Below are 20,018 nucleotides of genomic sequence, written 5' to 3'. Positions count from 1 at the left end.
TCGGCGGCGTCAGAGAGCCTGGACGATCTTGTCCACCTGCTCCCTGGCGTCGCCGAAGAGCATCCGGGTGTTCTCGCGGAAGAACAGCGGGTTCTGCACGCCCGCGTAGCCGGTGGCGAGGGACCGCTTGAACACCACGACGTCGCGCGCCTTCCACGCCTCGATGACGGGCATGCCCGCGATGGGTGACGACGGGTCGTCCTGCGCCGCCGGGTTCACCGTGTCGTTCGCGCCGATGACGAGCACGACGTCGGTGCCGGGCAGGTCGGGGTTGACCTCGTCCATCTCGAGCACCAGGTCGTAGGGCACGCGCGTCTCGGCCAGCAGCACGTTCATGTGGCCCGGCAGCCGCCCCGCCACGGGGTGCACGCCGAACCGGACGGTCACGCCGCGCGCCCGCAGCCGCTCGGCGAGGTCCGCCACCGGGTGCTGCGCCTTCGCCACCGCCATGCCGTACCCGGGCACGACGACGACCGAGCGCGCCGCGGTGAGCAGTCCCGCCACCTCGTCCGGCGACGTCTCGCGCACCTCCCCCGCCTCCTGCGTGCCGGTGCCGGGGCCACCGGTCGCGCCCGAGCCGAAGCCGCCGAGCACGACGGACCAGAACGACCGGTTCATCGCCTGGCACATGAGGTAGCTGAGGATCGCGCCGGACGCCCCGACCAGGGCACCCGTGATGATGAGCAGGTCGTTGCCGAGCGTGAAGCCCGCCGCCGCCGCGGCCCAGCCGGAGTACGAGTTGAGCATCGACACGACGACCGGCATGTCCCCGCCGCCGATCGCGGCGACGAGGTGCCAGCCGAGCGCCAGCGCGACGAGCGTCATGAGCAGCAGCGGCAGGACCGCGGCCCCGACGTCGTCCGCGGTGACGAACCAGGCCAGCAGGCCGGCGGACGCGACGAGCGCCAGCAGGTTGAGCGCGTGCCGGCCGGGCAGCGTGAGCGGCGCCGAGGGCAGCCGCCCGGAGAGCTTGCCGAACGCCACGACCGAGCCCGTGAACGTCACCGCGCCGATGAGCACGCCGAGGAACACCTCGACGCGGTGCACGGTGTCGCCGCCCGCCGACACGGCACCCACCGGCTCCGCGAGGAACGAGCCGTAGCCCACCAGCACCGCCGAGAGCCCCACGAACGAGTGCAGCAGGGCGATGAGCTCCGGCATCTGCGTCATCTCGACGCGCCGCGCCCGCCACGACCCCACCGCCGCGCCCACGACCAGCACCAGCAGGATCAGCCCCGCCGTCACGGGCCACGGGCGCTGCGACCGGTCGAGCGCCAGCGCGATCGTCGCGGCGATCGCCAGCCCCATGCCGAGCATCCCGAGCACCGTGCCGCGCCGTGCGGACTCCTGCGCGGACAGCCCCGCCAAGGACAGCACGAACAGCAGCCCCGCGATCACGTACGCGGCCTGCGCGACCGACGTCACCGTCATGACGCCTCCCCGCCCGGGGTCTCACGACGGAACATGCCCAGCATCCTGCGGGTCACGAGGAACCCGCCGAACACGTTGACGCTCGCGAGCGCGGCGGCCACGACGGCGAGCGTCGTGACGAGCGGCGACGGGTCGCCGATCTGCAGCAGCGCGCCGACCATGATGATGCCGCTGATGGCGTTGGTCTGGGCCATGAGCGGCGTGTGCAGCGCGTGCGTGACGTTCGAGATCACGTAGAAGCCCACCACCACCGCGAGCGCGAACACCGTGTAGTGCCCGACGGCGTCCGGCGGCGAGGCGGCGATCAGCAGGCCGGCGGCCACGGCACCGAGCGCGCCCAGCACCGTGCGGCGCATCCCGCGGCGACGGCGCTCGGCCCCGGGGTCGGCGGCAGCAGCCTCGGGCGGCGAGGGCGCCGGGGCCGGTGGCGGCGCCGCGGACACCGCGACGGGCGGGGGCGGCCACGTCACCGCGCCCTCGTGGGTCACCGTCATGCCGCGGACCACCGGGTCGTCGAGGTCGAGCACCACCCGGCCGTCCTTCCCCGGCGTGAGCAGCGTGATCAGGTTGACGACGACCGTGCCGAGCAGCCGCGAGCTGTGCTGCGGCAGCCGCGCGGCCAGGTCCGTGTAGCCGAGCACGACGACCCCGCGGCCGGTGACCACCCGCTCCCCCGGCACCGTGGCCTCGCAGTTGCCGCCACCGGGCGCGGCGAGGTCCACGACCACCGAGCCGGGTCGCATCGCGTCGAGCATCGCGCGGGTGATCGTGGTGGGCGCCGCGCCGCGCACGAGGGCGGTCGTGACGACGACGTCCGCCCGCGCGGACTGCTCCGCGTACGCGCGCAGGGCCGCGGCCTCCTGGTCGGCGCTCTGCGCGCTCGCGTACCCGTCGGCGCTGACCTGCTGGACGGCGTCGTCGGCCCGCACGACGCGCGCGCCGAGCGACTCGATCTGCTCGGCCGCCTCGGGCCGCACGTCGAACGCGTGCACCTCGGCGCCGAGGCTCACCGCGGTGCCGATCGCGGCCAGGCCGGCCACGCCGGCGCCGATGACGAACACCCGCGCGGGCGGGGTGCTGCCCGCGGCCGTCACCTGACCGGTGAACATGCCGCCGAACTCCTCGGCCGCCTCGACCACCGCGCGGTAGCCGGCCACGTTGGACAGCGCCGACAGGACGTCCAGGGCCTGCGCGCGCGAGATGCGCGGCACCGCGTCGAGGGCCAGCGCCGTCACGCCGCGGGCGGCGAGCGCAGCCAGCAGGTCGGGGCTCGTCGGCGGGGCGAGCTGCGCGACGAGCGTCGCGCCCGGCCGCATCAGGTCGAGCTCGGCGAGGCCCGGCGCGTGCAGCGTGACCACGACGTCGGCCGCCCACACGTCGGCGCGGTCCGCGACACGGGCCCCCGCCGCCACGTAGTCGTGCGCGGGCAGGCGTGCGCCGTCCCCGACCCCGGGCTCCACGACGACGTCGTGCCCGAGGTCGACGAGGCGCCGCACCGCGTCCGGGGTGACGGCGACGAGGCGCGGGTCCGCCCCGGCGGTGCGGGGGGCTCCGATGCGCACGGCCGCCTCCCTCAGCGGACCGTGTCGTTCGGGGTGCCGAGCGAGCTGCGCAGGCTGCCCCACGCCGTCCAGCGGTCGACCTCGACCACGGCGGTCACGCGCGCGCGGTCCCGCACGCCGTACGCGTCGCCGGTGTAGAGGCGCGCGATGCGGTCGGTGTCGGCGAGGTCGACGTCGTCGCGCCACGCGGTGACGCGGCCGAGCAGGGTGGCATGCGTGTACCAGTCGTCGTCCAGCACGGTGAGGCTGACGTGCGGGTTCGCGCGCAGGTGCTGCACCCGCTTGCGCGTCGCGTCGAGGTTCACCAGCACGTGCCAGCCGCCCGCGCCGTCCTCCTCGAGCAGGTACCACGTCGCCGCGGTGACGGGGCTGCCGTCAGGGCGGACGACGCCGATCACGGCGGGCTGGGGACGGCGCAGCAGGTCGAGCACGGGGGCCGGGAACGGCGGACGGGGCATCGCTGACTCCTCGCATACTCCGGTGGTGCGTGGCACGTGTCGGTCGCTCGGCGCCGACGCTACGCCCTGGACGTGCGCCGATGCACGCGATCTCGTCGTGTCGCACCCCCGCTAGGGTGATCGGCAAGCGCTTGCCCGATTCCGGCCGTCCGCTCCCTCCGAAAGGACCCGCATGACCCGCACCGTCCATCTCGCCGGCGACTCCACCGCCGGCCCGAAGAGCCGCGCCGCCGCGCCCGAGACCGGCTGGGGCATGGCCCTGCCGTACTACCTCGACGACGCCGTCGCCGTCGCCAACCACGCGCGCAACGGCCGCAGCTCGCGCAGCTTCGTCGCCCAGGGCCGGCTCGACGCCGTGGCCCGCGACCTGCGGGCGGGCGACGTCCTGGTGATCCAGTTCGGCCACAACGACGCGAAGGTCGAGGACCCCGAGCGGTACACCGAGCCGTGGACGTCGTACACCGAGCACCTCGCCCGGTTCGTCGACGTCGCGCGCGCCGCCGGCGCGCGGCCGGTGCTCGCGACGTCGGTCGAACGACGCCGGTTCGACGACGCGGGCCGGGCCGTGCCCGCCCACGGCGAGTACCCCGGCGCGATGCGCGCCCTCGCCGCGCGCGAGGACGTGCCGCTCGTGGACGTCCAGCGCGACTCGCTCGCGCTGTGGCACGACCTCGGGCCGGAGCGCACGCTGCACCTCTTCTTCCACGCCGACGACGGGCGCCGCGACGACACGCACTTCAACCCTCCCGGCGCGGGAGCCGTCGCCCGGCTCGTCGCGACCGGTCTCCTCACCGCGGGCGTCCTCGGGAGCCACGAGGTACGGCGGCTGGACGAGGACGTGCCCGACGCGTGGTTCCGCTGGCTCGACGACGAGCCCGCCTGAGCTCGGGGTTCCCGACAGCCCGGACGGCGGGTAGGGTGTGGAACAGGCTGGAACCGGTTCCAGCCGATCGTCCACCCCCGACGCAGCCCCGGGAGGCCCGCGTGGTCACGCTCCGCGACGTCGCTCGCGCGGCGGGCGTCTCGCTCGCCACCGCGTCGCGCGCGATGAGCGACGCGCCGCACGTGTCGGCGGTCAACCGCGCCCAGGTGGCCCGGGCCGCGGAGTCGCTCGGCTACCGGCCCCACCCCGCAGCCCGCGCGCTGACCACCGGCAGCACGGGCACGGTCGGCCTGGTCGTGCCCGACCTCGCCAACCCGTTCTTCGCGGCTGTCGCCAAGGGCGTGCAGGCGCGGGCCCGGGAGACGGGTCGCGAGGTCCTCGTCGCCGACACCGACGAGGACGTCACCGTCGAGCCCGACGTCATCACCCGGCTCGGCGACCGGGTCGACGGGCTCGTGCTCTGCTCGCCACGCCTGCCCGCCGACCGGCTCGGGCCGCTGCTGGCGGCCGCGGACGGCCCGGTCGCGCTGGTCAACCGCGAGGCGCCCGACGCGCCGTCGGTCTCCTTCGACATCGCCGACGGGGTGCGCCGGGCGCTCGACCACCTGCGCGCCCTGGGGCACGACGTCGTCGCCTATGCCGGCGGCCCGCGCTCCTCGTGGTCGGACGCCGAGCGCCGGACGGCGCTGGCCAGGCTCTCGACGGGCACGACCGGCGACGCCGTGCTGGACCTCGGCAGCTTCCGGCCGACGCACGGGGGCGGCGTCCAGGCCGCGGACCTCGCGCTCGCCGCCGGCGCCACGGCGGTGCTGTGCTTCAACGACCTCGTCGCCCTCGGCGTCCTGGCCCGGCTGCACGCGCGCGGGGTCGCCACGCCCGCCGACGTGTCCGTCGTCGGGTTCGACGACGTCGCCGCCGCGTCGCTCGTGACTCCCGCCCTGACCACCGTCGCCGTCCCGCTGGCCCGGGCCGGACGGGTCGCCGTCGACCTGCTGGCCGGCGGCTCCCCCGAGCCCGAGCACCGCCGGCTGTCCGTCGAGCTCGTCGTGCGCGCGTCCACCGCGCCGGCGTCTCCCGCCCCCGCCGTCACCGACTCCCGTCCCCTCTCCACCGATCCCGAGGTCGCGATCCGATGAGCACCGCCCCGCACCACCCGCTGCTGCCGCTCGCGGCGACCCCCACGCCGGGCGCGCCGGCCGATCCGCCGCTGCCGGACGTCGTCGACCTCGCCGACGTCGCGCTGCTGCTGCGGCCGGCCGACGACGTCGCCGTCACGACGCGCCAGGTGCCCGCAGGCACCACCGTGCGCCTGCCCGACGGCACCGAGGCGACCACCCGCTCCACCCTGCCCCGGGGGCACAAGCTCGCCGTCCGCCCCGTGGCGGCCGGCACGGAGGTGCGCAAGTACGGGCAGTCCATCGGCCGCGCGACGAGGGACGTCGCGCCGGGCGACCACGTGCACACGCACAACCTGGGCATGGACGACGGCGCGCGCGAGTACGAGTTCGGCACCGCGCGCACCACGCTCCCCGAGCCCACGACGCGCCGCACGTTCCAGGGCTACCGCCGCTCGGACGGCCGCTGGGGCACCCGCAACTACGTCGGCATCCTCACGTCCGTGAACTGCTCGGCGTCCACCGCCCGGATGATCGCGGACCAGTTCCGCGGCCCGGTGCTCGACGCCTACCCCCACGTCGACGGCGTCGTCGCGCTCACGCACGACACCGGCTGCGGCCTGGTCCCGACGTCGGAAGGCGCGCAGGTCACCCTGCGCACGCTGCGCGGGTACGCGTCCCACGCGAACATGGCCGGGCTGCTCGTCGTCGGGCTCGGCTGCGAGATGCTGCCCGCCGCCTCCGTGCTCGACGGCCTGGAGCTGCGCGACGACCTGCCCGTGCGCACGCTCACCATCCAGGACACCGGCGGCATCCGCGCCACCGTGCGCGCGGGCGTCGCCGCCGTCACCGAGATGCTGCCCGCGATCGACGCGCTGCGACGCGAGGAGGCCCCCGCGTCCGAGCTCGTGCTGGGCCTCAACTGCGGCGGCTCCGACGGGTTCTCGGGGATCACGGCCAACCCCGCGCTCGGCCACGCCTCCGACCTGCTCGTCGCGCAGGGCGGCACGTCGATCCTCGCCGAGACGCCCGAGGTGTTCGGCGCCGAGCACCTGCTGCTGCGCCGCGCCGTGTCGCGGGAGGTGGGCCAGCGCCTGCTCGACCGGCTCGACTGGTGGCAGGGCTACGCGGCGGCCGGCGGCGGCACGCTCGACAACAACCCGTCCCCCGGCAACAAGGCCGGCGGTCTCACGACCATCCTCGAGAAGTCGCTCGGCGCCGTCGCCAAGGCGGGCGCGGCCGACCTCGTCGCCGTCCACGAGTACGCCGAGCCCGTCACCGAGCGCGGCATGACCTTCATGGACACGCCCGGCTACGACCCGGTGTCCGTGACGGGCATCGTCGCGGGCGGCGCGAACGTCGTCGTCTTCACGACCGGGCGAGGCTCCGTCCTGGGCTGCAAGCCGTCGCCGTCGATCAAGGTCGCGACGAACTCCGACACCTACCGCCGCATGAGCGAGGACATGGACCTCGACGCCGGCCGGATCGTCGAGACCGGGCTGAGCGTCGAGGAGGTGGGCGAGGAGCTGTTCGAGAAGATCCTCGCCGTCGCGTCCGGGGAGCAGACCGTCTCGGAGGAGCTCGACCTGGGCGCCGACGAGTTCGTGCCCTGGCAGCTCGGCGCGGTCACCTGACGGGCACCCGAACCCGGCAGGCCCACCGGGCTCAGGCCTCGATCCCGCGCAGCAGGCGGCGCAGCACGGCCCACGCCTGGTCGAGCGCGCGGTCGCGGTCGGGCGAGGCGGCCACCCAGAGGGCCGCCTCGTTCATGGCTCCGGACAGCAGGGCGGACGTGGCGGGCACGTCGGCGGCGCGCACCCGTCCGGCGTCCGCGAGCTCGCCGAGCACCTCGTCGAGCAACCGCCCCGAGCTCGCGGCGTCGTCCTCGCGCCAGCGCGCCCAGCCGAGCACGGCCGGCCCGTCGACGAGCACGACCTGCCGGGCGTCGTCGGCGACGACCGCCGACAGGAAGGCGCGGCAGCCCGCCTCGAGGCTCTCCCACAGGTCACCGAGGCCGTCGGTCGCGCGCTCGATCTCCGCGCCGACCGCCGCGGTCACGTCTGCGTGCACGGCGGCGAACAGCCCGGCGCGGCTGCCGTAGTGGTGGTACACGGCGCCCCGCGTCACGCCGCACGCCGCGGCGACCTCCTCGACCGCCACGGCGGCGTACCCCCGCTCCGCGTACAGCCCGCGCGCGGCGGCGAGGATCGCGGCCGCCGTCGCCTCGCTCTCCGCCCTCGTTCTCCTCGGCATGGTTGACAGGTTACCGACACCGTGAATGTATAGATACGTACATGCCGTACGTAAACCCTCCGGGAGTCGTCATGATCACCAGCCTGTACCCCGTCCTCGCCGTCTCGGACGTCCCGGGAGCCGCGCGCTTCTACGCCGACCTGCTCGGCATGACGCCGACGTTCTCCTCGGACTGGTACGTCAGCCTGCGCTCCGGCACGGCGGAGCTCGCCGTCGTCGACGCGGACCACGAGACGATCCCCGAGCCCGCCCGCGGCGCCCGCGCGGCCGGCGTCCTCGTCACTGCCGAGGTGGACGACGTCGACGCCGTGCACGCCCGCGTCCTCGCCGCGGGCGCGCACGACGTGCTGCTGCCGCTGCGCGACGAGGAGTTCGGCCAGCGGCACTTCATCGTGGCCGGGCCCGACGGCGTGCTCGTCGACGTCGTCACCCCGATCCCGCCGTCCGCCGAGTTCGCCGCCCTCTACGCCGGGGCCGGCGCCGAGGCCCAGGGCGCCTAGACCCGTTCCCGCACCAGCGCCAGCCCCTCACCCGCCAGCGCGTCGCAGAACACCCTCCGGCCCGCCAGCACCATGACGAGCGCGAGGGTGCTGCCGCGCACCACGGGGCCGTCGCCGTGCGCGAACGGGCCGTCGGTCGCCTCGAGGCGCAGGCCGCGCGCGACGCTCCGGCCGGGGACCGTGAAGTCGCGCGCGGCGAAGAAGCGCGCCACCTCGGTGGTCGCGGCGACCGGCGGCAAGCGCGGGATGCCGAGCGGCGTGCGGACGTCCTGCCCGTGCACGACGACCTCGCCCAGCCACGCGGCCGTGTGCCCGCTCGGCGCGACCGTGCTGGTCGCGACGGCGCGGAAGCGCTCGAGCGTCTCGACGGGCGTCGCGCCGCGGTGCTCCGCCAGGCGCCGCGCATTGTGCAGGTCGGCGTCGAACCGCGCCCCGACGATGCTGCGCAGCCACGCCCACCGGCCGGTGCTCGCGCCCGCCGTGAGATGCGCGACGACGTCCTCCACGGTCCAGTCCCCGCACAGCGAAGGCCCGGCCCACGCCGCGTCGTCGAGCTCCCCGAGCTCGTCCGCGAGCGCCTCGCGCTCGGCACGGATCATGGACCAGGTCCCGGCGCGCGGGGTGCTCGTCGTCACGTGGGCAGCCAACCACGGGACACCGACGGCGCGGTTAGGCTCGACGGTGCCCACGACGACGCCGAAGACCTGGAGGACTGCGCCCGTGTCGGGTTCGATGAGTGACGGGGCGCGCGTGGCGTTCCTGGACGTGGACGGCACCTACGCGGACCACGGCGCGGTGCCGCCCGCGCACGAGGAGGCCGTCCGCGCCGCGCGGCGCGCCGGCCACCGGGTGCTGCTGTGCACGGGCCGCCCGGAGTCGATGCTGCCGCCGTCGCTCCTGGCGGCGGGCTTCGACGGCGTCGTGGCGACGGCGGGCGCGTTCGTCCGGCTCGACGGCGAGGTCGTGGCCGACCTCCGCTTCCCCGACGACCTCGCGACGCGCGTGCGCCACGTGCTCGACGCCCACGACGTCGCGTACCTGCTGGAGACCCCCGACGCGGTGTACGGGCCGGTCGGCCTCGACGCCCGGCTCGCGGTCCGCGGGGACGCGGCACCCCACGAGATCCTCGACGTGCTGCGGATGCCCGGCGACCTCGCGGGCGTCCGGTACGCCAAGATCAGCTACTTCGACTCGCGCGTGCCGATCGCGGCGCTGCGCACCGAGCTCGGCCCCGAGGTCGGCATCCTCCCCTCGTCCTACGCGGACACGGGCGACAACGCCGGGGAGATCCACCTGGCCGGGGTGCACAAGGCCGTCGGGATGGCGGCCGTGATGGAGCACCTGGGGCTCACCGCCGCGCAGGCGGTCGGCGTCGGCGACGGGCACAACGACGTCGAGATGCTCCAGTACGCCGGCACGGCCGTCGCGGTCGAGGGCGCACCGGCCGCCGTCCTGGCCGAGGCGGACTTCGTGGTGCCCGGGCCCGCGCGAGGCGGCGTCGCGGAGGCGTTCGCCCGGCTGGGGATGATCGACGGCGCCGCCTGACGCGCCACGCCCCCGACGCGCGGCGACCGCGGGTACGGTGAGGGCGGCTGGCCCGCGACGACGCGGACCCGCGTGCCGACCGACGGACGGAGCCCCTGATGGCCGACCTGGACGCCCTCACGACGACCCACCTCGACAAGGCCCGCGCCGCCGAGAACGGTCGCAGCGCGGAGATCGTCGTGCACGACGGCCCGCTGCGGCAGACGATCCTGGCGCTGGTCGAGGGGATCGAGCTGGGCGAGCACAACTCGCCGCCCGCGGCCTCGGTCCTGGTGCTGCACGGGCGCGTGCGGGTGACCGCGCTCGACGGGAACGACGAGGTCCACGCCGGGCAGCTGCGCGTGCTGACCCACGAGCGGCACGCCGTCAGCGCGCTGGAGGACTCGGTCTTCCTCCTCACGACGGTGACCAGCATCCCCAAGCCCTGAGCGCCCGCCCTCCCGCGCGTCCCACGTCGTGAGACCCGGGGGTGACGTGAGCAACCGGTTTCTGGCAGCCTCGGTCCCGAACGGTGTGAATCGTCTCAACCGGAACGGAGCAACGATGCTGCCGACACTCCGCACGACCGCAGCCACCACCACGCTCGCCACCGCCGTGGGCGCGCTCTGCGCGCTCGCCCTCGCCTCCCCCGCCGTCGCCGCCGGCGACCCGCCCGCCCCCGCGGTGCCGACGTCCGCCGCGGACGCGTCGCCCGGCGGCCGGGCGGTGATCAGCACACCCACCGCCGACGGCAACCGCGTGAGCTGGCGCCTCCTGGCGTCCGACGGCGGCGACGCCGCGTTCCATGTCTACCGCGACGGCGTCCGGGTGCCCGGGCCCGCCGTGACCGGCGCGACGTCGTTCCTCGACCGCGGCGCGCCCGCCGACGCCCGCTACGCCGTCCTCGCCGTCGGGGACGGGGCCGCGCGTGCCGCGGCCGCACGGTCCGACGACCCCTCCGCCGAGGGAGCCGCCGGGCAGGTCGCCGGCGAGTCCCTCACGCTCGCGCCCGTCGCGGGCGCCGAGGCGAGCTCGCTCGACGTCCCGCTGGACGTGCCGCCCGCCGGCAGCGGCTACACCTACTCCGCGAACGACGCGTCGGTGGGCGACCTCGACGGCGACGGCGAGTACGAGATCGTCCTGAAGTGGGACCCGAGCAACGCCAAGGACAACTCGCAGTCCGGCGTCACGGGCAACGTCTACCTCGACGCCTACGAGCTCGATGGCGAGCGGCTGTGGCGCGTCGACCTCGGCCGCAATATCCGCGCCGGGGCGCACTACACGCAGTTCCAGGTGTACGACTACGACGGCGACGGCGCCGCGGAGGTCGCCGTGAGGACCGGCGACGGCACCGTCTCGGGCACCGGCCAGGTGATCGGGGACGGCGACGCCGACCACCGAAACTCCAGCGGCTACGTGCTGAGCGGGCCCGAGTTCCTCTCGGTCTTCCGGGGCACCGACGGCGCCGAGCTCGACACCGTCGACTTCCGCCCCGCCCGCGGCAACGTCGGCGACTGGGGCGACACGTACGGCAACCGGGTGGACCGCTTCCTCGCGGGCACGGCGTACCTCGACGGGTCCCGGCCGAGCATCGTCATGGGGCGCGGCTACTACGCCAGGACGGCCGTCTCCGCGTGGGACTTCCGCGACGGGGCGCTCACCCGCCGCTGGACGTTCGACTCGAGCTCGTCGACCAACGGGCCCGATTGGACGGGCCGCGGCAACCATCAGCTGTCGATCGCGGACGTGGACGACGACGGCCGCGACGAGATCCTCTACGGGTCGATGGCGATCGACGACAACGGGAACGGGCTGTGGCAGAACGGCACCCACCACGGCGACGCGTACCACGTGAGCGACCTGGTGCCCTCGAACCCCGGGCTGGAGGTGTTCAAGCCGTCGGAGTCGGGCACCGACCCGGCCCACTGGGTGGCCGACGCCGCCACCGGCAGGATCCTCTCCAGCGCCCCCGCCGCCGGGGCCGACAACGGGCGCGGAGTGGCCGCGGACATCACCGCGGACAACCCCGGCGCCGAGGTCTGGTCGTCCAAGGTCTCCGGCCTGCGCAGCGCGACGGACGGCTCGGAGGTCGGCCGCAAGCCAGGCTCCACCAACTTCGTGATCTGGTGGGACGGCGACGGGCAGCGCGAGCTGCTGGACGACACCCACATCGACAAGTACGGCGCCAGCGGCGACACCCGCCTCCTCACGGGCGAGGGGGTCGCCTCGAACAACGGCACCAAGGCGACGCCGGCGCTCCAGGCCGACATCCTCGGCGACTGGCGCGAAGAGGTCGTCTTCCGCACGACCGACTCCAGCGCGCTGCGGATCTACTCCACGGACATCCCGACCGCCATAGCGCACCCGTCCCTCATGGAGGACCGGCAGTACCGGCTGGCCGTCGCGTGGCAGAACACGGCGTACAACCAGCCGCCGCACCCCAGCTTCGCCACGGTGGACTGACGACCGTCCCCGCACGGTCGGCCCGCGCCGGGCTCAGCCCTGGCGCGGGCCGACCCACACCTGCTGCACGTTGACGAACTCCTTGATGCCGTGCGGGCCGAGCTCGCGCCCGTACCCGGAGCGCTTCACCCCGCCGCTGGGCAGCCGGGGGTCGGTCTTGACGATGCCGTTCACCGAGACCTGACCGGCCGCGATGTGGCGGGCCATCGCCTCGCCGCGCTCCGGCGTGGTCCAGACGCTCGCCGCCAGGCCGTACTCGGTCCGGTTCGCGGTCTCGAGCGCCTCGTCGGCGTCGGCGGCCCGCAGCACCGCCATGACCGGACCGAACGTCTCCTCGCAGGCGGCGATCATGTCGTCGGTGACGTCGTCGAGCAGGGTGGGCGGGTAGAAGAAGCCCGGGCCGTCGGGCAGCTCGCCCCCGAGAAGCAGGCGCGCCCCCGCCTGCACCGTCTGCGTGACCTGGCGGTGCAGGTTCTCGCGCAGGTCCGCGCGGGCGATCGGCCCCACCTGCGTGGCGGGGTCGCGCGGGTCGCCCACCTTCAGCGCGGCGAGCCGGTCCCGGAGCCGGTCGACCAGCGCGTCGTGCACGGCGTCCTCGACGATGATCCGCTTCGCGGCGATGCACGACTGGCCCGCGTTGATGATGCGCGACAGGGCGATGGTGTCGGCCGCGGCGTCCAGGTCGGCGTCGGCGAGGACCACGCACGGGTCGGAGCCGCCCAGCTCCAGCACGGCGGGCTTGATCTCGGCGGCCGCGACGCTCGCCACGGCCGACCCCCCGCGCGACGACCCGGTGAACGACACCGCCTGCACGCGCCGGTCGCGGATGACGCCGGCGACGTCCGCGGTCTCCAGCGGCAGGTTGAGGAACACGCCCTGCGGCGCGCCCGACGCCGACAGCGCCCGAGCGAACACGTCGCCGATCGCCTCCGCGCAGCCCGGCACGTGCGGGTCGTGCTTGAGCACGGCCGTGTTGCCCGCCATGAGGGCGGGCGCCGCGAAGCGCAGGGCCAGCCAGAACGGCGCGTTCCACGGCAGCACGCCGAGCACCGTGCCGAGCGGCAGGTGCTGCACGTAGCTGCGCGTCGCGTCGGAGGCGATGTCCTCGGTCGCCAGGTACGCCGCCGCGTGCTCGGCGTAGTGCTCCGCGCACCAGGCCGCCTTCTCCACCTCGCCGAGCGCCTCGGAGATCGGCTTGCCCATCTCCTGCGTCATGAGGGGCGCCAGCTCGTCGGCCCGCGCGCGCAGGTCCGCCGCCACCGCGTGCAGCACCTCGGCGCGCCCGTCGAGCCCCCGGTCCCGCCACGCGGACCGTGCCGCCTCGGCGGCCGCCAGGGTGATGTCCACCTCGCCCGGCGTCGCCGCCGGGACCTCGCGGACCACCTCGCCCGTGCTCGGATCGGTCGCGATCAGCATCATGCGGTCTCCTCCTCGGTGGCGTCCGTGGTCGTGTCCTGCACGAGCGCGAGGGGCTCGGCCTCCGCCCTCCCCGCGGCGTGCTCGGGCTTGCAGGTGAAGTCCTCGGCCAGGGTGAAGAACGACTCGCACCCGTCGGCCGTCACCCGGACCGTGTCGGAGATGCCGACGGTCTTGTCGCCGTCGACGCCCCACATCCACGGGATGATGTGGAACGTCATCCCCTCCCGGAGCACGCGCGGGTCGCCCTGGTTGAGGCTGACGATGTAGCCCTCGTCCCAGCTGGGCGGGAACGCGATGCCGATCGAGTAACCCGACCGGGTCACCAGCCGTGCGCCGACGCCGTTGTCCGAGATGATGTTCCGCACGATGTTGTCGGCGTCGGACACGGTGAGCCCGGGCCGGATGGCCGCCTTGACCTCCGCGAGCGCCAGCTTCATCCGCTCCTGCGCCACCAGCATGCTGCGCGACAGGTCGTCGAGCACCACGGTCCGCATCATCGCCGTGTGGTACCGCCGGAAGCAGCCGCCGACCTCGAGGAAGACGTGCTCCCCGGGCTGCACGGTGCGGCCCTCCCATGTCGCGTGCCCGATCATGCTGCGCGGCCCGGAGGTGACGTACGGCATCACGGCCGGGAACTCCCCGCCCGAGCGGAACATCGCCGACGCGATCTCGGCCGCGATCTCGTTCTCCGTCACCCCCGCGGCGACCGCCTCGATGCCCGCCGCCATCCCGACCTCCGTGGCGCGCGCGGCCCGCCGCATGACGGCGATCTCGGCGACCGACTTGGTCACGCGCCCCTCCTCCACGATGCCGAAGCAGTCGAGCAGGCGGCCGTCGGTGAACGAGTTGTGGATGTAGTCCTGGTGGTAGGCCGGGAAGTAGTAGCTGTTGCGCTCGTACCCGACGTCCTTCGTGTCGAGGCCGAACTCGCGCAGGGACTGCACCAGGCTCTGGATGGCGTCGCCCGTGTCCGGATAGGGACGGGTCAGCTCCACCCACGTGCGGGCGTGCACGTTCGACTCCTCCATGGCGCGCGTGATCATGAACGGCTCGTCCTCGAGCGGCACGACCAGCGCCTGGAAGAAGGAGTACCCCGTGGTCTGGTAGTCCGTGAGGTACATGAGGTTCTCGGGGTCGGTGATGACCACCGCGTCCAGCATCCGCTCCGCCATGCGGCGGCGCAGATCGCCGAGGCGCCTCGCGTACTCCTCGAACGGGAACGTCATGTCGTCGCGCTGCCGCATGCCGGCCTCCTTCAGCTGCTGTCGCACGCCCCCGGGCGGGGCGCTAGAGGGTGTCGCGCACCGCCCCCGCGAGGATCTCCAGGCCCTCGTCGAGGTCGTCGTCGGGGATGGTCAGGGGCGGGATGAGCTTGAGCACGCGGCCGCCGCTGCCGCACGGGCCGATGAGCAGCCCCCGGGCGAAGCACGCGGCCGCGACCGTCTTGGCGAACGCGCCGTCGACGACGTCGAGGCCCTGGATCATGCCGCGGCCGCGCACGGTGAACCCGCGGTCGGGGACCCCGTCGGCGAGCCCGTCCAGCACCGACACCATCCGCTCGGCCTTGGCGTGCACCTGGGTCATGAGCTCGTCGTCGTCGAAGTACGTCAGCGCCTCGCGCCCGGCCACGAACGACAGGCCCTGGCCGCGGAAGGTGCCGGTGTGCTCCCCCGGCGCCCAGTGCGCGTCCAGCTCGGGCCGGTTGAGGTTCATCGCCAGGGGCGTCCCGTAGCCGCCGATCCCCTTGGCGAGGCACACGACGTCGGGGTCGAGCCCCATGCCGTCGAAGCTGAAGTAGCTGCCGGTGCGGCCGCAGCCCACCTGGATCTCGTCGATGACGAACAGCGCCCCGACGTCGCGGGCGAGGCGCTGCACGGCGTGCAGCCACTCGGCGCTCGCCACGTTGACGCCGCCCTCGGCCTGGATCGTCTCGACGACGAACGCCGCCGGGGGCAGCAGCCCGCTCGACACGTCGGCGAGCTGCGCCCGGTAGGCCTCGAGCGACGCGAGACCGCCCCCGGGAGCGGTCTCGAAGGGCAGCCGGTGCACGTTCTCCAGGGGCACTCCGGCGGCCCGGCGGAAGACGTCGTTGCCCGTGAGCGCGAGCGACCCGAGGGTCATGCCGTGGAACCCGTGCGTGAAGGCGACCACCTCGCGCCGCCCGGTGACCTTGCGGGCGAGCTTGAGCGCCGCCTCGACGGCGTTGCTGCCGGTGGGGCCCATGAACTGCAGCCTCATCGTCATGCCGCGCGGCTCCAGCACCGTGGAGACGAACTTCGTGATGAAGTCGCGTTTCGTGGTGGTCGCCATGTCGAGGCTGTGCGCGACGCCGTCGGCCTCGAGGAACTCGATCATCGCGCGTTTCATGCGCGGGTTGTTGTGCCCGAAGTTCAGCACGCCCGCGCCGGCGAAGAAGTCGACGTAGCTACGGCCGACCTCGTCCACCTGCCGCGCGTTCGACGCCGAGGCGAACACCGTGGGGTACGTGCGGCTGTACCCCCGGATCTCGGATTCCCACTTCTCGAAGACCTCCATCAACCAGATGTAGGTGCCCGAGGCCCGCCCCGTCAAGCAACTCGCGGGACGACCTTCGTGACGTTCTGATGTCGCGGGCCCGGGCCGAACGTCGCGCGGTAGGCGGCGGGCGAGACGCCCAGCGCCCGCGCGAAGTGCTGGCGCAGCGACGCCCCGGTGCCGAACCCGGCCCGGCGCGCGACGGCGTCCACGGCGAGATCGGTGCGTTCCAGCAGGTCGCGCGCGCGCAGCAGGCGCTGCTGCAGCAGCCACGCCCCGGGCGAGACGCCGACCTCCCGGCGGAACCGGCGCGTGAAGGTCCGCGTGCTCATCGACGCGTGCCGGGCGAGGTCGTCCAGCGAGAGCGGCTCGTCGAGGTGCTCGAGCGCCCACGACCGCGCGGGGCCGGTGTGGTCGCCTGCCGGCTCGGGCACGGGGGCGTCCACGTACTGCGCCTGGCCGCCGTCGCGGAAGGGCGGCACGACGGTGCGCCGCGCGACGTCGTTCGCGACCGACGCGCCGTGGTCGGAGCGGATCAGGTGCAGGCACAGGTCGATCCCGGCCGCCTCGCCGGCCGACGTGAAGACGCGGCCGTCCTCGGTGAACAGCACGTCCGGGTGCAGGTCCACCCTCGGGAACGCCTGCCGGAACCGGTCCGCCGACAGCCAGTGCGTCGTCGCGCGTCGCCCGTCGAGCAGCCCGGCGCGTGCGAGCGCGAACGCCCCGGTGCAGATGGACGCGACCCGCGCGTCCGGGCGGACGGTCGCCAGCAGGTCGGGGGTGACGCCGTCGTCCTCGTCGACGTCGTCCAGCGCGTGCGACGCCGGCACGACGACGGTGTCGGCGAGCGCGAGCACGTCCGGGCCGTGCGGGACGTCGATCGTGAAGTCCGCGTCGGTCCGCACGGGTCCCCGTGCAGCCGCGCACGTGCGCACGTCGTAGAGCCGCTCGCCGCCGGCGTCGCGCGCGACGCCGAAGAGCTGGTGCACCGCGCCGAGCTCGAGCGGCATCACGCCGTCGCGCACCAGCACCGCGACGAGGTGCCGGCGGGGTGCGCGCGTCCGTCTGGCAGGCATGGCCTGATCCTTGCACATCGTGGCCTCCCGGCCACTGGTCGCCCGGTGGCCTGCCCGGCACCCTGGAGGGACGGGCGGCCGACCGGCGCCCGACCCCGACGGGAAGGACGGTCCGATGCGGGTGTTGTGGGTGCTGGCCCATCCGGAACCGCGGTCGCTCACGGCGCGGCTGCGGGACGAGGGGGTCCGCGCGCTGCGCGGGGCCGGGCACGAGGTGGTCGAGTCCGACCTGTACGCGATGGGCTGGAACCCCGTGGTGACGGCCGCCGACTTCGGCGACGCCGTGGGCGACGGCGACCGGCTCGACGTCGCGGGCGCCTCGGAGCGCGCGCTGCGCGGCGGCACGCTCGCGCCCGACATCCGGGCCGAGCACGACAAGCTCGCCCGGGCCGACACCGTCGTCGTGCAGTTCCCCCTGTGGTGGCACGGCACGCCCGCGATCCTCAAGGGCTGGCTCGACCGGGTGCTGGTGCAGGGCTACGCGTACAACGTGCGCGACCGCGCCGGCCGCACCCGCCGGTACGGCGACGGCGGGCTGGCCGGGCGCCGCGCGCTCGCCGTGGTCACCGTCGGGGCGGGCACCGGGCTCGGCCCGCGCGGCCTGCACGGCGACCTCGCGGAGGTGCTGTTCCCGCTGCTGCACGGCACGTTCTGGTACACGGGCATGCAGGTGGCCGAGCCGGTGCTCGTGCCCGGCGCGAGCCGCCTGGACGACGCCGGCTTCGCCGCGGCCTCGGACGGCCTGCGCCGCCGGCTGCTCGCGCTGCCGGACGGGCCTCTCGTGCCCTACCGGCGCCAGGACGGCGGGGACTACGACGGGCACGGGGAGCTGCGCGACGCGGTGGCGCCCGGCGGCCGCGGGCTGGGCGTGCACCTGCGCGCGTGAGGCGTCGGCTCAGGTCCGCCCGCGCCGGGGCGGCACGAGGTTCGCGAGCGAGGAGTACCGCGGCACCCAGCGCGCGAGGGTGGCCGCGGACGCGCCGCCGAGCATGGCGGTGGCCCACACCCCGGCGGCGAGCGAGCCCAGCGCCGCCCCCGCCGACAGGATCAGCGGGCCGAGCGCGTCGCCCGTGTCCTGGAAGAGCCGCCACACGCTGAGGAACGTGGGCCGCACCGCGGCGGGCGCGACGTCGGCGCCCAGCGTCATGACGATGCCCGAGCCCATGCCGTTGCCCACACCGAGCAGGGCGGCGACCACGGCGAGCGCTCCCGCGGTGTGCGCGAACGGCAGCACCGCCAGCCCCACCGCCATCGTGAGCATGGACGGGACCGCCACCCACAGCCGCCCGAACCGGTCCATCACCTTGCCCGCCGGGTAGAACAGCAGCATGTCCAGGGCGCCCGAGACGCCGAAGACGAGCGACGTCACCTCGGCGTCGAGCCCCAGGTGCTCGCCCCACAGCGGGATGACGGTCTGGCGTGCGCCGCGCACGGCGCTCACCAGCAGGATGGCGACGCCGAGGGTCGCGAACAGCTGCCGGTGCTCGCGCGCGACCGCGGCGATGGACACGCGCTGCCGGCCGGCGGGCCGCGGCAACGGGGCGTCGGCCCGCGGCTCCGGCCGCACCAGGGCGATGACCAGCACCGCCACCAGGGCCGAGCCGGTGCCCAGCCAGAACGCGCCGTGCAGCGACGTCGCGGCGATCACGGCGGCGCCGGCGAACGGCCCCAGGAACAGGCCGATGCGGTGCACCCCGGCGAGCGTCGACATGACGCGCGCCCGCCGCAGCGGCGGCGTGATCTCCGTCAGGTACGCCTGCCGGGCGAGGTTGAACACGGCGTTCGCCGCGCCGAGGGCGAGCACGCCCAGCGCCAGGCCCCACAGCGCCGAGGACAGCGCGATCGTCGTGAACGCCACGACGGCGACGCTGCCGGCGACCAGCATCGCCACCCGGTCGCCGAGGCGCTGGGAGAGGGCGCCGGCCGGCAGGTCGAACGCGATCTTGCCGAGCGGCAGCAGCGCGGCCACGAGCCCGGCGACCGTGAGGGTCGCGCCGCGGCCGGTGGCGGTGACCGCCACGACCGGCAGCAGCGCGCCGATGCCGATCTCCAGCACCAGGGTGGGGAGGAACGCCCCGAGGACGACGCTACGGAAGGGGAAGAGGGGCGGGGACGGCACGCCCCCTTCCTATCGCACGGGACCTGTCCGAGGCCCGTCCGTTCACGGACGTCTCGTCACGCGCGCCGCGTCGTGAGGAGCAGCGCCGGCAGGCTGAGCTCCTCCCCCGCGGTGCGCGCGGCGATCTCGGCGTCCGAGACCACCGTGGCCGACCACGCGGGCCCCTCGAACGCCGCGCGCAGCCGGGCGCCGGTCGTGCCCCAGCCCAGCCCGGCGTCCACGGACATCGCGAGCACGGCGACGAGCGCGTCGGGCCGGCAGATCGCCTCCAGCCCCGCCACGTAGGCCGCGCGCCCGGCGTCGTCCAGGGTGTGCAGCAGCCCCGAGTCGAGGACGGTCCGCGGCCGGAGGTCCAGGCGGTCGAGCCGGCGGGCGTCCGCGACCTCGAAGCGCACCTCGCCCGGCGGGTCGAGGATCGACTCCGCGGCCCGCTCCCGCGCGCGGGAGATCGCGTGCGCCGCGGCGTCCACGCCCACCACCCGGTGGCCCGCCCGAGCGACGGCGAGAGCCAGCACGCCCGTGCCGCACCCGACGTCGAGGACCGGGTCCGCGAGCACCGACCGGCGCACGAGCGCCAGGAGCGCGGGCTGCGGACGGCCGATCTCCCACGGCGGCGGGGCGTCGGCAGCGTACAGGGCGTCGAAATCGTGCACCTGGCGGGCCATGGAGCACCTCCCGCTGCCCATTCTGCGCCCCACGGC

Annotated in this window: 19 protein-coding genes; 8 read left to right on the top strand and 11 right to left on the bottom strand. The window is 75.0% G+C overall.

Features of this window, described 5'->3' with window-relative positions; all coding sequences use genetic code 11:
- Positions 1–9: 9 nt before the first annotated feature.
- The 3 genes from pntB to ACQP6G_RS09570 are packed head-to-tail and all read right to left on the bottom strand — an operon-like array spanning position 10 to position 3,451.
- Positions 10–1,431, bottom strand: a complete 1,422-nt coding sequence (pntB, locus tag ACQP6G_RS09580) for a Re/Si-specific NAD(P)(+) transhydrogenase subunit beta (RefSeq protein ID WP_429764057.1) — start codon at positions 1,429–1,431, stop codon at positions 10–12.
- Positions 1,428–2,993 (bottom strand): Re/Si-specific NAD(P)(+) transhydrogenase subunit alpha, encoded by a 1,566-nt coding sequence (locus ACQP6G_RS09575; protein WP_429764056.1) that lies wholly within the window; start codon positions 2,991–2,993, stop codon positions 1,428–1,430. Before ACQP6G_RS09575 ends, pntB begins: the two co-directional genes overlap by 4 nt.
- 11 nt (positions 2,994–3,004) lie before the next feature.
- Positions 3,005–3,451 (bottom strand): pyridoxamine 5'-phosphate oxidase family protein, encoded by a 447-nt coding sequence (locus ACQP6G_RS09570; RefSeq protein WP_429764055.1) that lies wholly within the window; start codon positions 3,449–3,451, stop codon positions 3,005–3,007.
- 172 nt (positions 3,452–3,623) lie between these two features.
- On the opposite strand from ACQP6G_RS09570, the gene ACQP6G_RS09565 reads away from it, so the two are divergent.
- The 3 genes from ACQP6G_RS09565 to ACQP6G_RS09555 all read left to right on the top strand — a co-directional run bounded on the left by ACQP6G_RS09565 (position 3,624) and on the right by ACQP6G_RS09555 (position 7,083).
- Positions 3,624–4,334, top strand: coding sequence for a rhamnogalacturonan acetylesterase (locus ACQP6G_RS09565; RefSeq protein WP_429764054.1), 711 nt, complete (start codon positions 3,624–3,626; stop codon positions 4,332–4,334).
- Between the two features lie 101 nt (positions 4,335–4,435).
- Positions 4,436–5,470, top strand: a complete 1,035-nt coding sequence (locus ACQP6G_RS09560; protein ID WP_429764053.1) for a LacI family DNA-binding transcriptional regulator — start codon at positions 4,436–4,438, stop codon at positions 5,468–5,470.
- Complete coding sequence (locus ACQP6G_RS09555; protein ID WP_429764052.1) at positions 5,467–7,083, top strand: UxaA family hydrolase; 1,617 nt, start codon at positions 5,467–5,469, stop codon at positions 7,081–7,083. Before ACQP6G_RS09560 ends, ACQP6G_RS09555 begins: the two co-directional genes overlap by 4 nt.
- A gap of 31 nt (positions 7,084–7,114) precedes the next feature.
- On the opposite strand, the gene ACQP6G_RS09550 is transcribed toward ACQP6G_RS09555, so the two are convergent.
- Positions 7,115–7,702 carry a TetR/AcrR family transcriptional regulator gene (locus ACQP6G_RS09550; protein WP_429764051.1) on the bottom strand — a complete coding sequence of 196 codons (588 nt, stop codon included), beginning with the start codon at positions 7,700–7,702 and terminating at the stop codon, positions 7,115–7,117.
- A gap of 71 nt (positions 7,703–7,773) precedes the next feature.
- Here ACQP6G_RS09550 and ACQP6G_RS09545 point away from each other — a divergent pair, with 71 nt between their 5' ends.
- The gene (locus ACQP6G_RS09545) at positions 7,774–8,202 is read left to right on the top strand and encodes a VOC family protein (protein ID WP_429764050.1); all 429 of its coding nucleotides are present in this window, start codon (positions 7,774–7,776) and stop codon (positions 8,200–8,202) included.
- On the opposite strand, the gene ACQP6G_RS09540 is transcribed toward ACQP6G_RS09545, so the two are convergent.
- Positions 8,199–8,837: a maleylpyruvate isomerase family mycothiol-dependent enzyme gene (locus tag ACQP6G_RS09540; protein ID WP_429764049.1), complete on the bottom strand. Its 639-nt coding sequence runs from the start codon at positions 8,835–8,837 to the stop codon at positions 8,199–8,201. The genes ACQP6G_RS09545 and ACQP6G_RS09540 overlap by 4 nt on opposite strands.
- A gap of 115 nt (positions 8,838–8,952) precedes the next feature.
- On the opposite strand from ACQP6G_RS09540, the gene ACQP6G_RS09535 reads away from it, so the two are divergent.
- The 3 genes from ACQP6G_RS09535 (at position 8,953) to ACQP6G_RS09525 (ending at position 12,189) form a co-directional block, all read left to right on the top strand.
- On the top strand, positions 8,953–9,747 hold the full coding sequence (locus ACQP6G_RS09535) for an HAD hydrolase family protein (RefSeq protein WP_429764048.1): 795 nt from the start codon (positions 8,953–8,955) through the stop codon (positions 9,745–9,747).
- A gap of 98 nt (positions 9,748–9,845) precedes the next feature.
- Entirely contained in the window at positions 9,846–10,175 is a 330-nt protein-coding gene (locus ACQP6G_RS09530) for a cupin domain-containing protein (protein WP_429764047.1), read from the top strand.
- 115 nt (positions 10,176–10,290) lie between these two features.
- On the top strand, positions 10,291–12,189 hold the full coding sequence (locus ACQP6G_RS09525) for a rhamnogalacturonan lyase (RefSeq protein WP_429764046.1): 1,899 nt from the start codon (positions 10,291–10,293) through the stop codon (positions 12,187–12,189).
- 33 nt (positions 12,190–12,222) lie between these two features.
- On the opposite strand, the gene ACQP6G_RS09520 is transcribed toward ACQP6G_RS09525, so the two are convergent.
- The 4 genes from ACQP6G_RS09520 to ACQP6G_RS09505 are packed head-to-tail and all read right to left on the bottom strand — an operon-like array spanning position 12,223 to position 17,198.
- Positions 12,223–13,608 (bottom strand): aldehyde dehydrogenase family protein, encoded by a 1,386-nt coding sequence (locus tag ACQP6G_RS09520; protein WP_429764045.1) that lies wholly within the window; start codon positions 13,606–13,608, stop codon positions 12,223–12,225.
- The gene (gene doeA, locus ACQP6G_RS09515) at positions 13,605–14,852 is read right to left on the bottom strand and encodes an ectoine hydrolase (RefSeq protein WP_429764044.1); all 1,248 of its coding nucleotides are present in this window, start codon (positions 14,850–14,852) and stop codon (positions 13,605–13,607) included. The genes ACQP6G_RS09520 and doeA overlap by 4 nt, the downstream gene beginning before the upstream one ends.
- A gap of 43 nt (positions 14,853–14,895) precedes the next feature.
- Entirely contained in the window at positions 14,896–16,143 is a 1,248-nt protein-coding gene (locus ACQP6G_RS09510) for an aspartate aminotransferase family protein (RefSeq protein ID WP_429764043.1), read from the bottom strand.
- A gap of 32 nt (positions 16,144–16,175) precedes the next feature.
- Positions 16,176–17,198 carry a GlxA family transcriptional regulator gene (locus ACQP6G_RS09505; protein WP_429764042.1) on the bottom strand — a complete coding sequence of 341 codons (1,023 nt, stop codon included), beginning with the start codon at positions 17,196–17,198 and terminating at the stop codon, positions 16,176–16,178.
- Positions 17,199–17,313: 115 nt separating this feature from the next.
- Here ACQP6G_RS09505 and ACQP6G_RS09500 point away from each other — a divergent pair, with 115 nt between their 5' ends.
- On the top strand, positions 17,314–18,084 hold the full coding sequence (locus ACQP6G_RS09500; protein ID WP_429764041.1) for an NAD(P)H-dependent oxidoreductase: 771 nt from the start codon (positions 17,314–17,316) through the stop codon (positions 18,082–18,084).
- Between the two features lie 9 nt (positions 18,085–18,093).
- Here ACQP6G_RS09500 and ACQP6G_RS09495 read toward each other — a convergent pair whose 3' ends face one another.
- A complete protein-coding gene (locus tag ACQP6G_RS09495; RefSeq protein WP_429764040.1) occupies positions 18,094–19,317 on the bottom strand; it encodes an MFS transporter in 1,224 nt (407 codons plus the stop codon).
- A 56-nt stretch (positions 19,318–19,373) separates the two neighbouring features.
- Positions 19,374–19,982: a class I SAM-dependent methyltransferase gene (locus ACQP6G_RS09490; protein ID WP_429764039.1), complete on the bottom strand. Its 609-nt coding sequence runs from the start codon at positions 19,980–19,982 to the stop codon at positions 19,374–19,376.
- Positions 19,983–20,018 lie beyond the last annotated feature (36 nt).

The sequence above is a fragment of the Isoptericola nanjingensis genome, from assembly GCF_050311635.1.
In the GTDB taxonomy this organism is placed as follows: Bacteria; Actinomycetota; Actinomycetes; order Actinomycetales; family Cellulomonadaceae; genus Isoptericola; species Isoptericola nanjingensis.
This window is presented reverse-complemented; position numbering and strand designations above follow the sequence as displayed.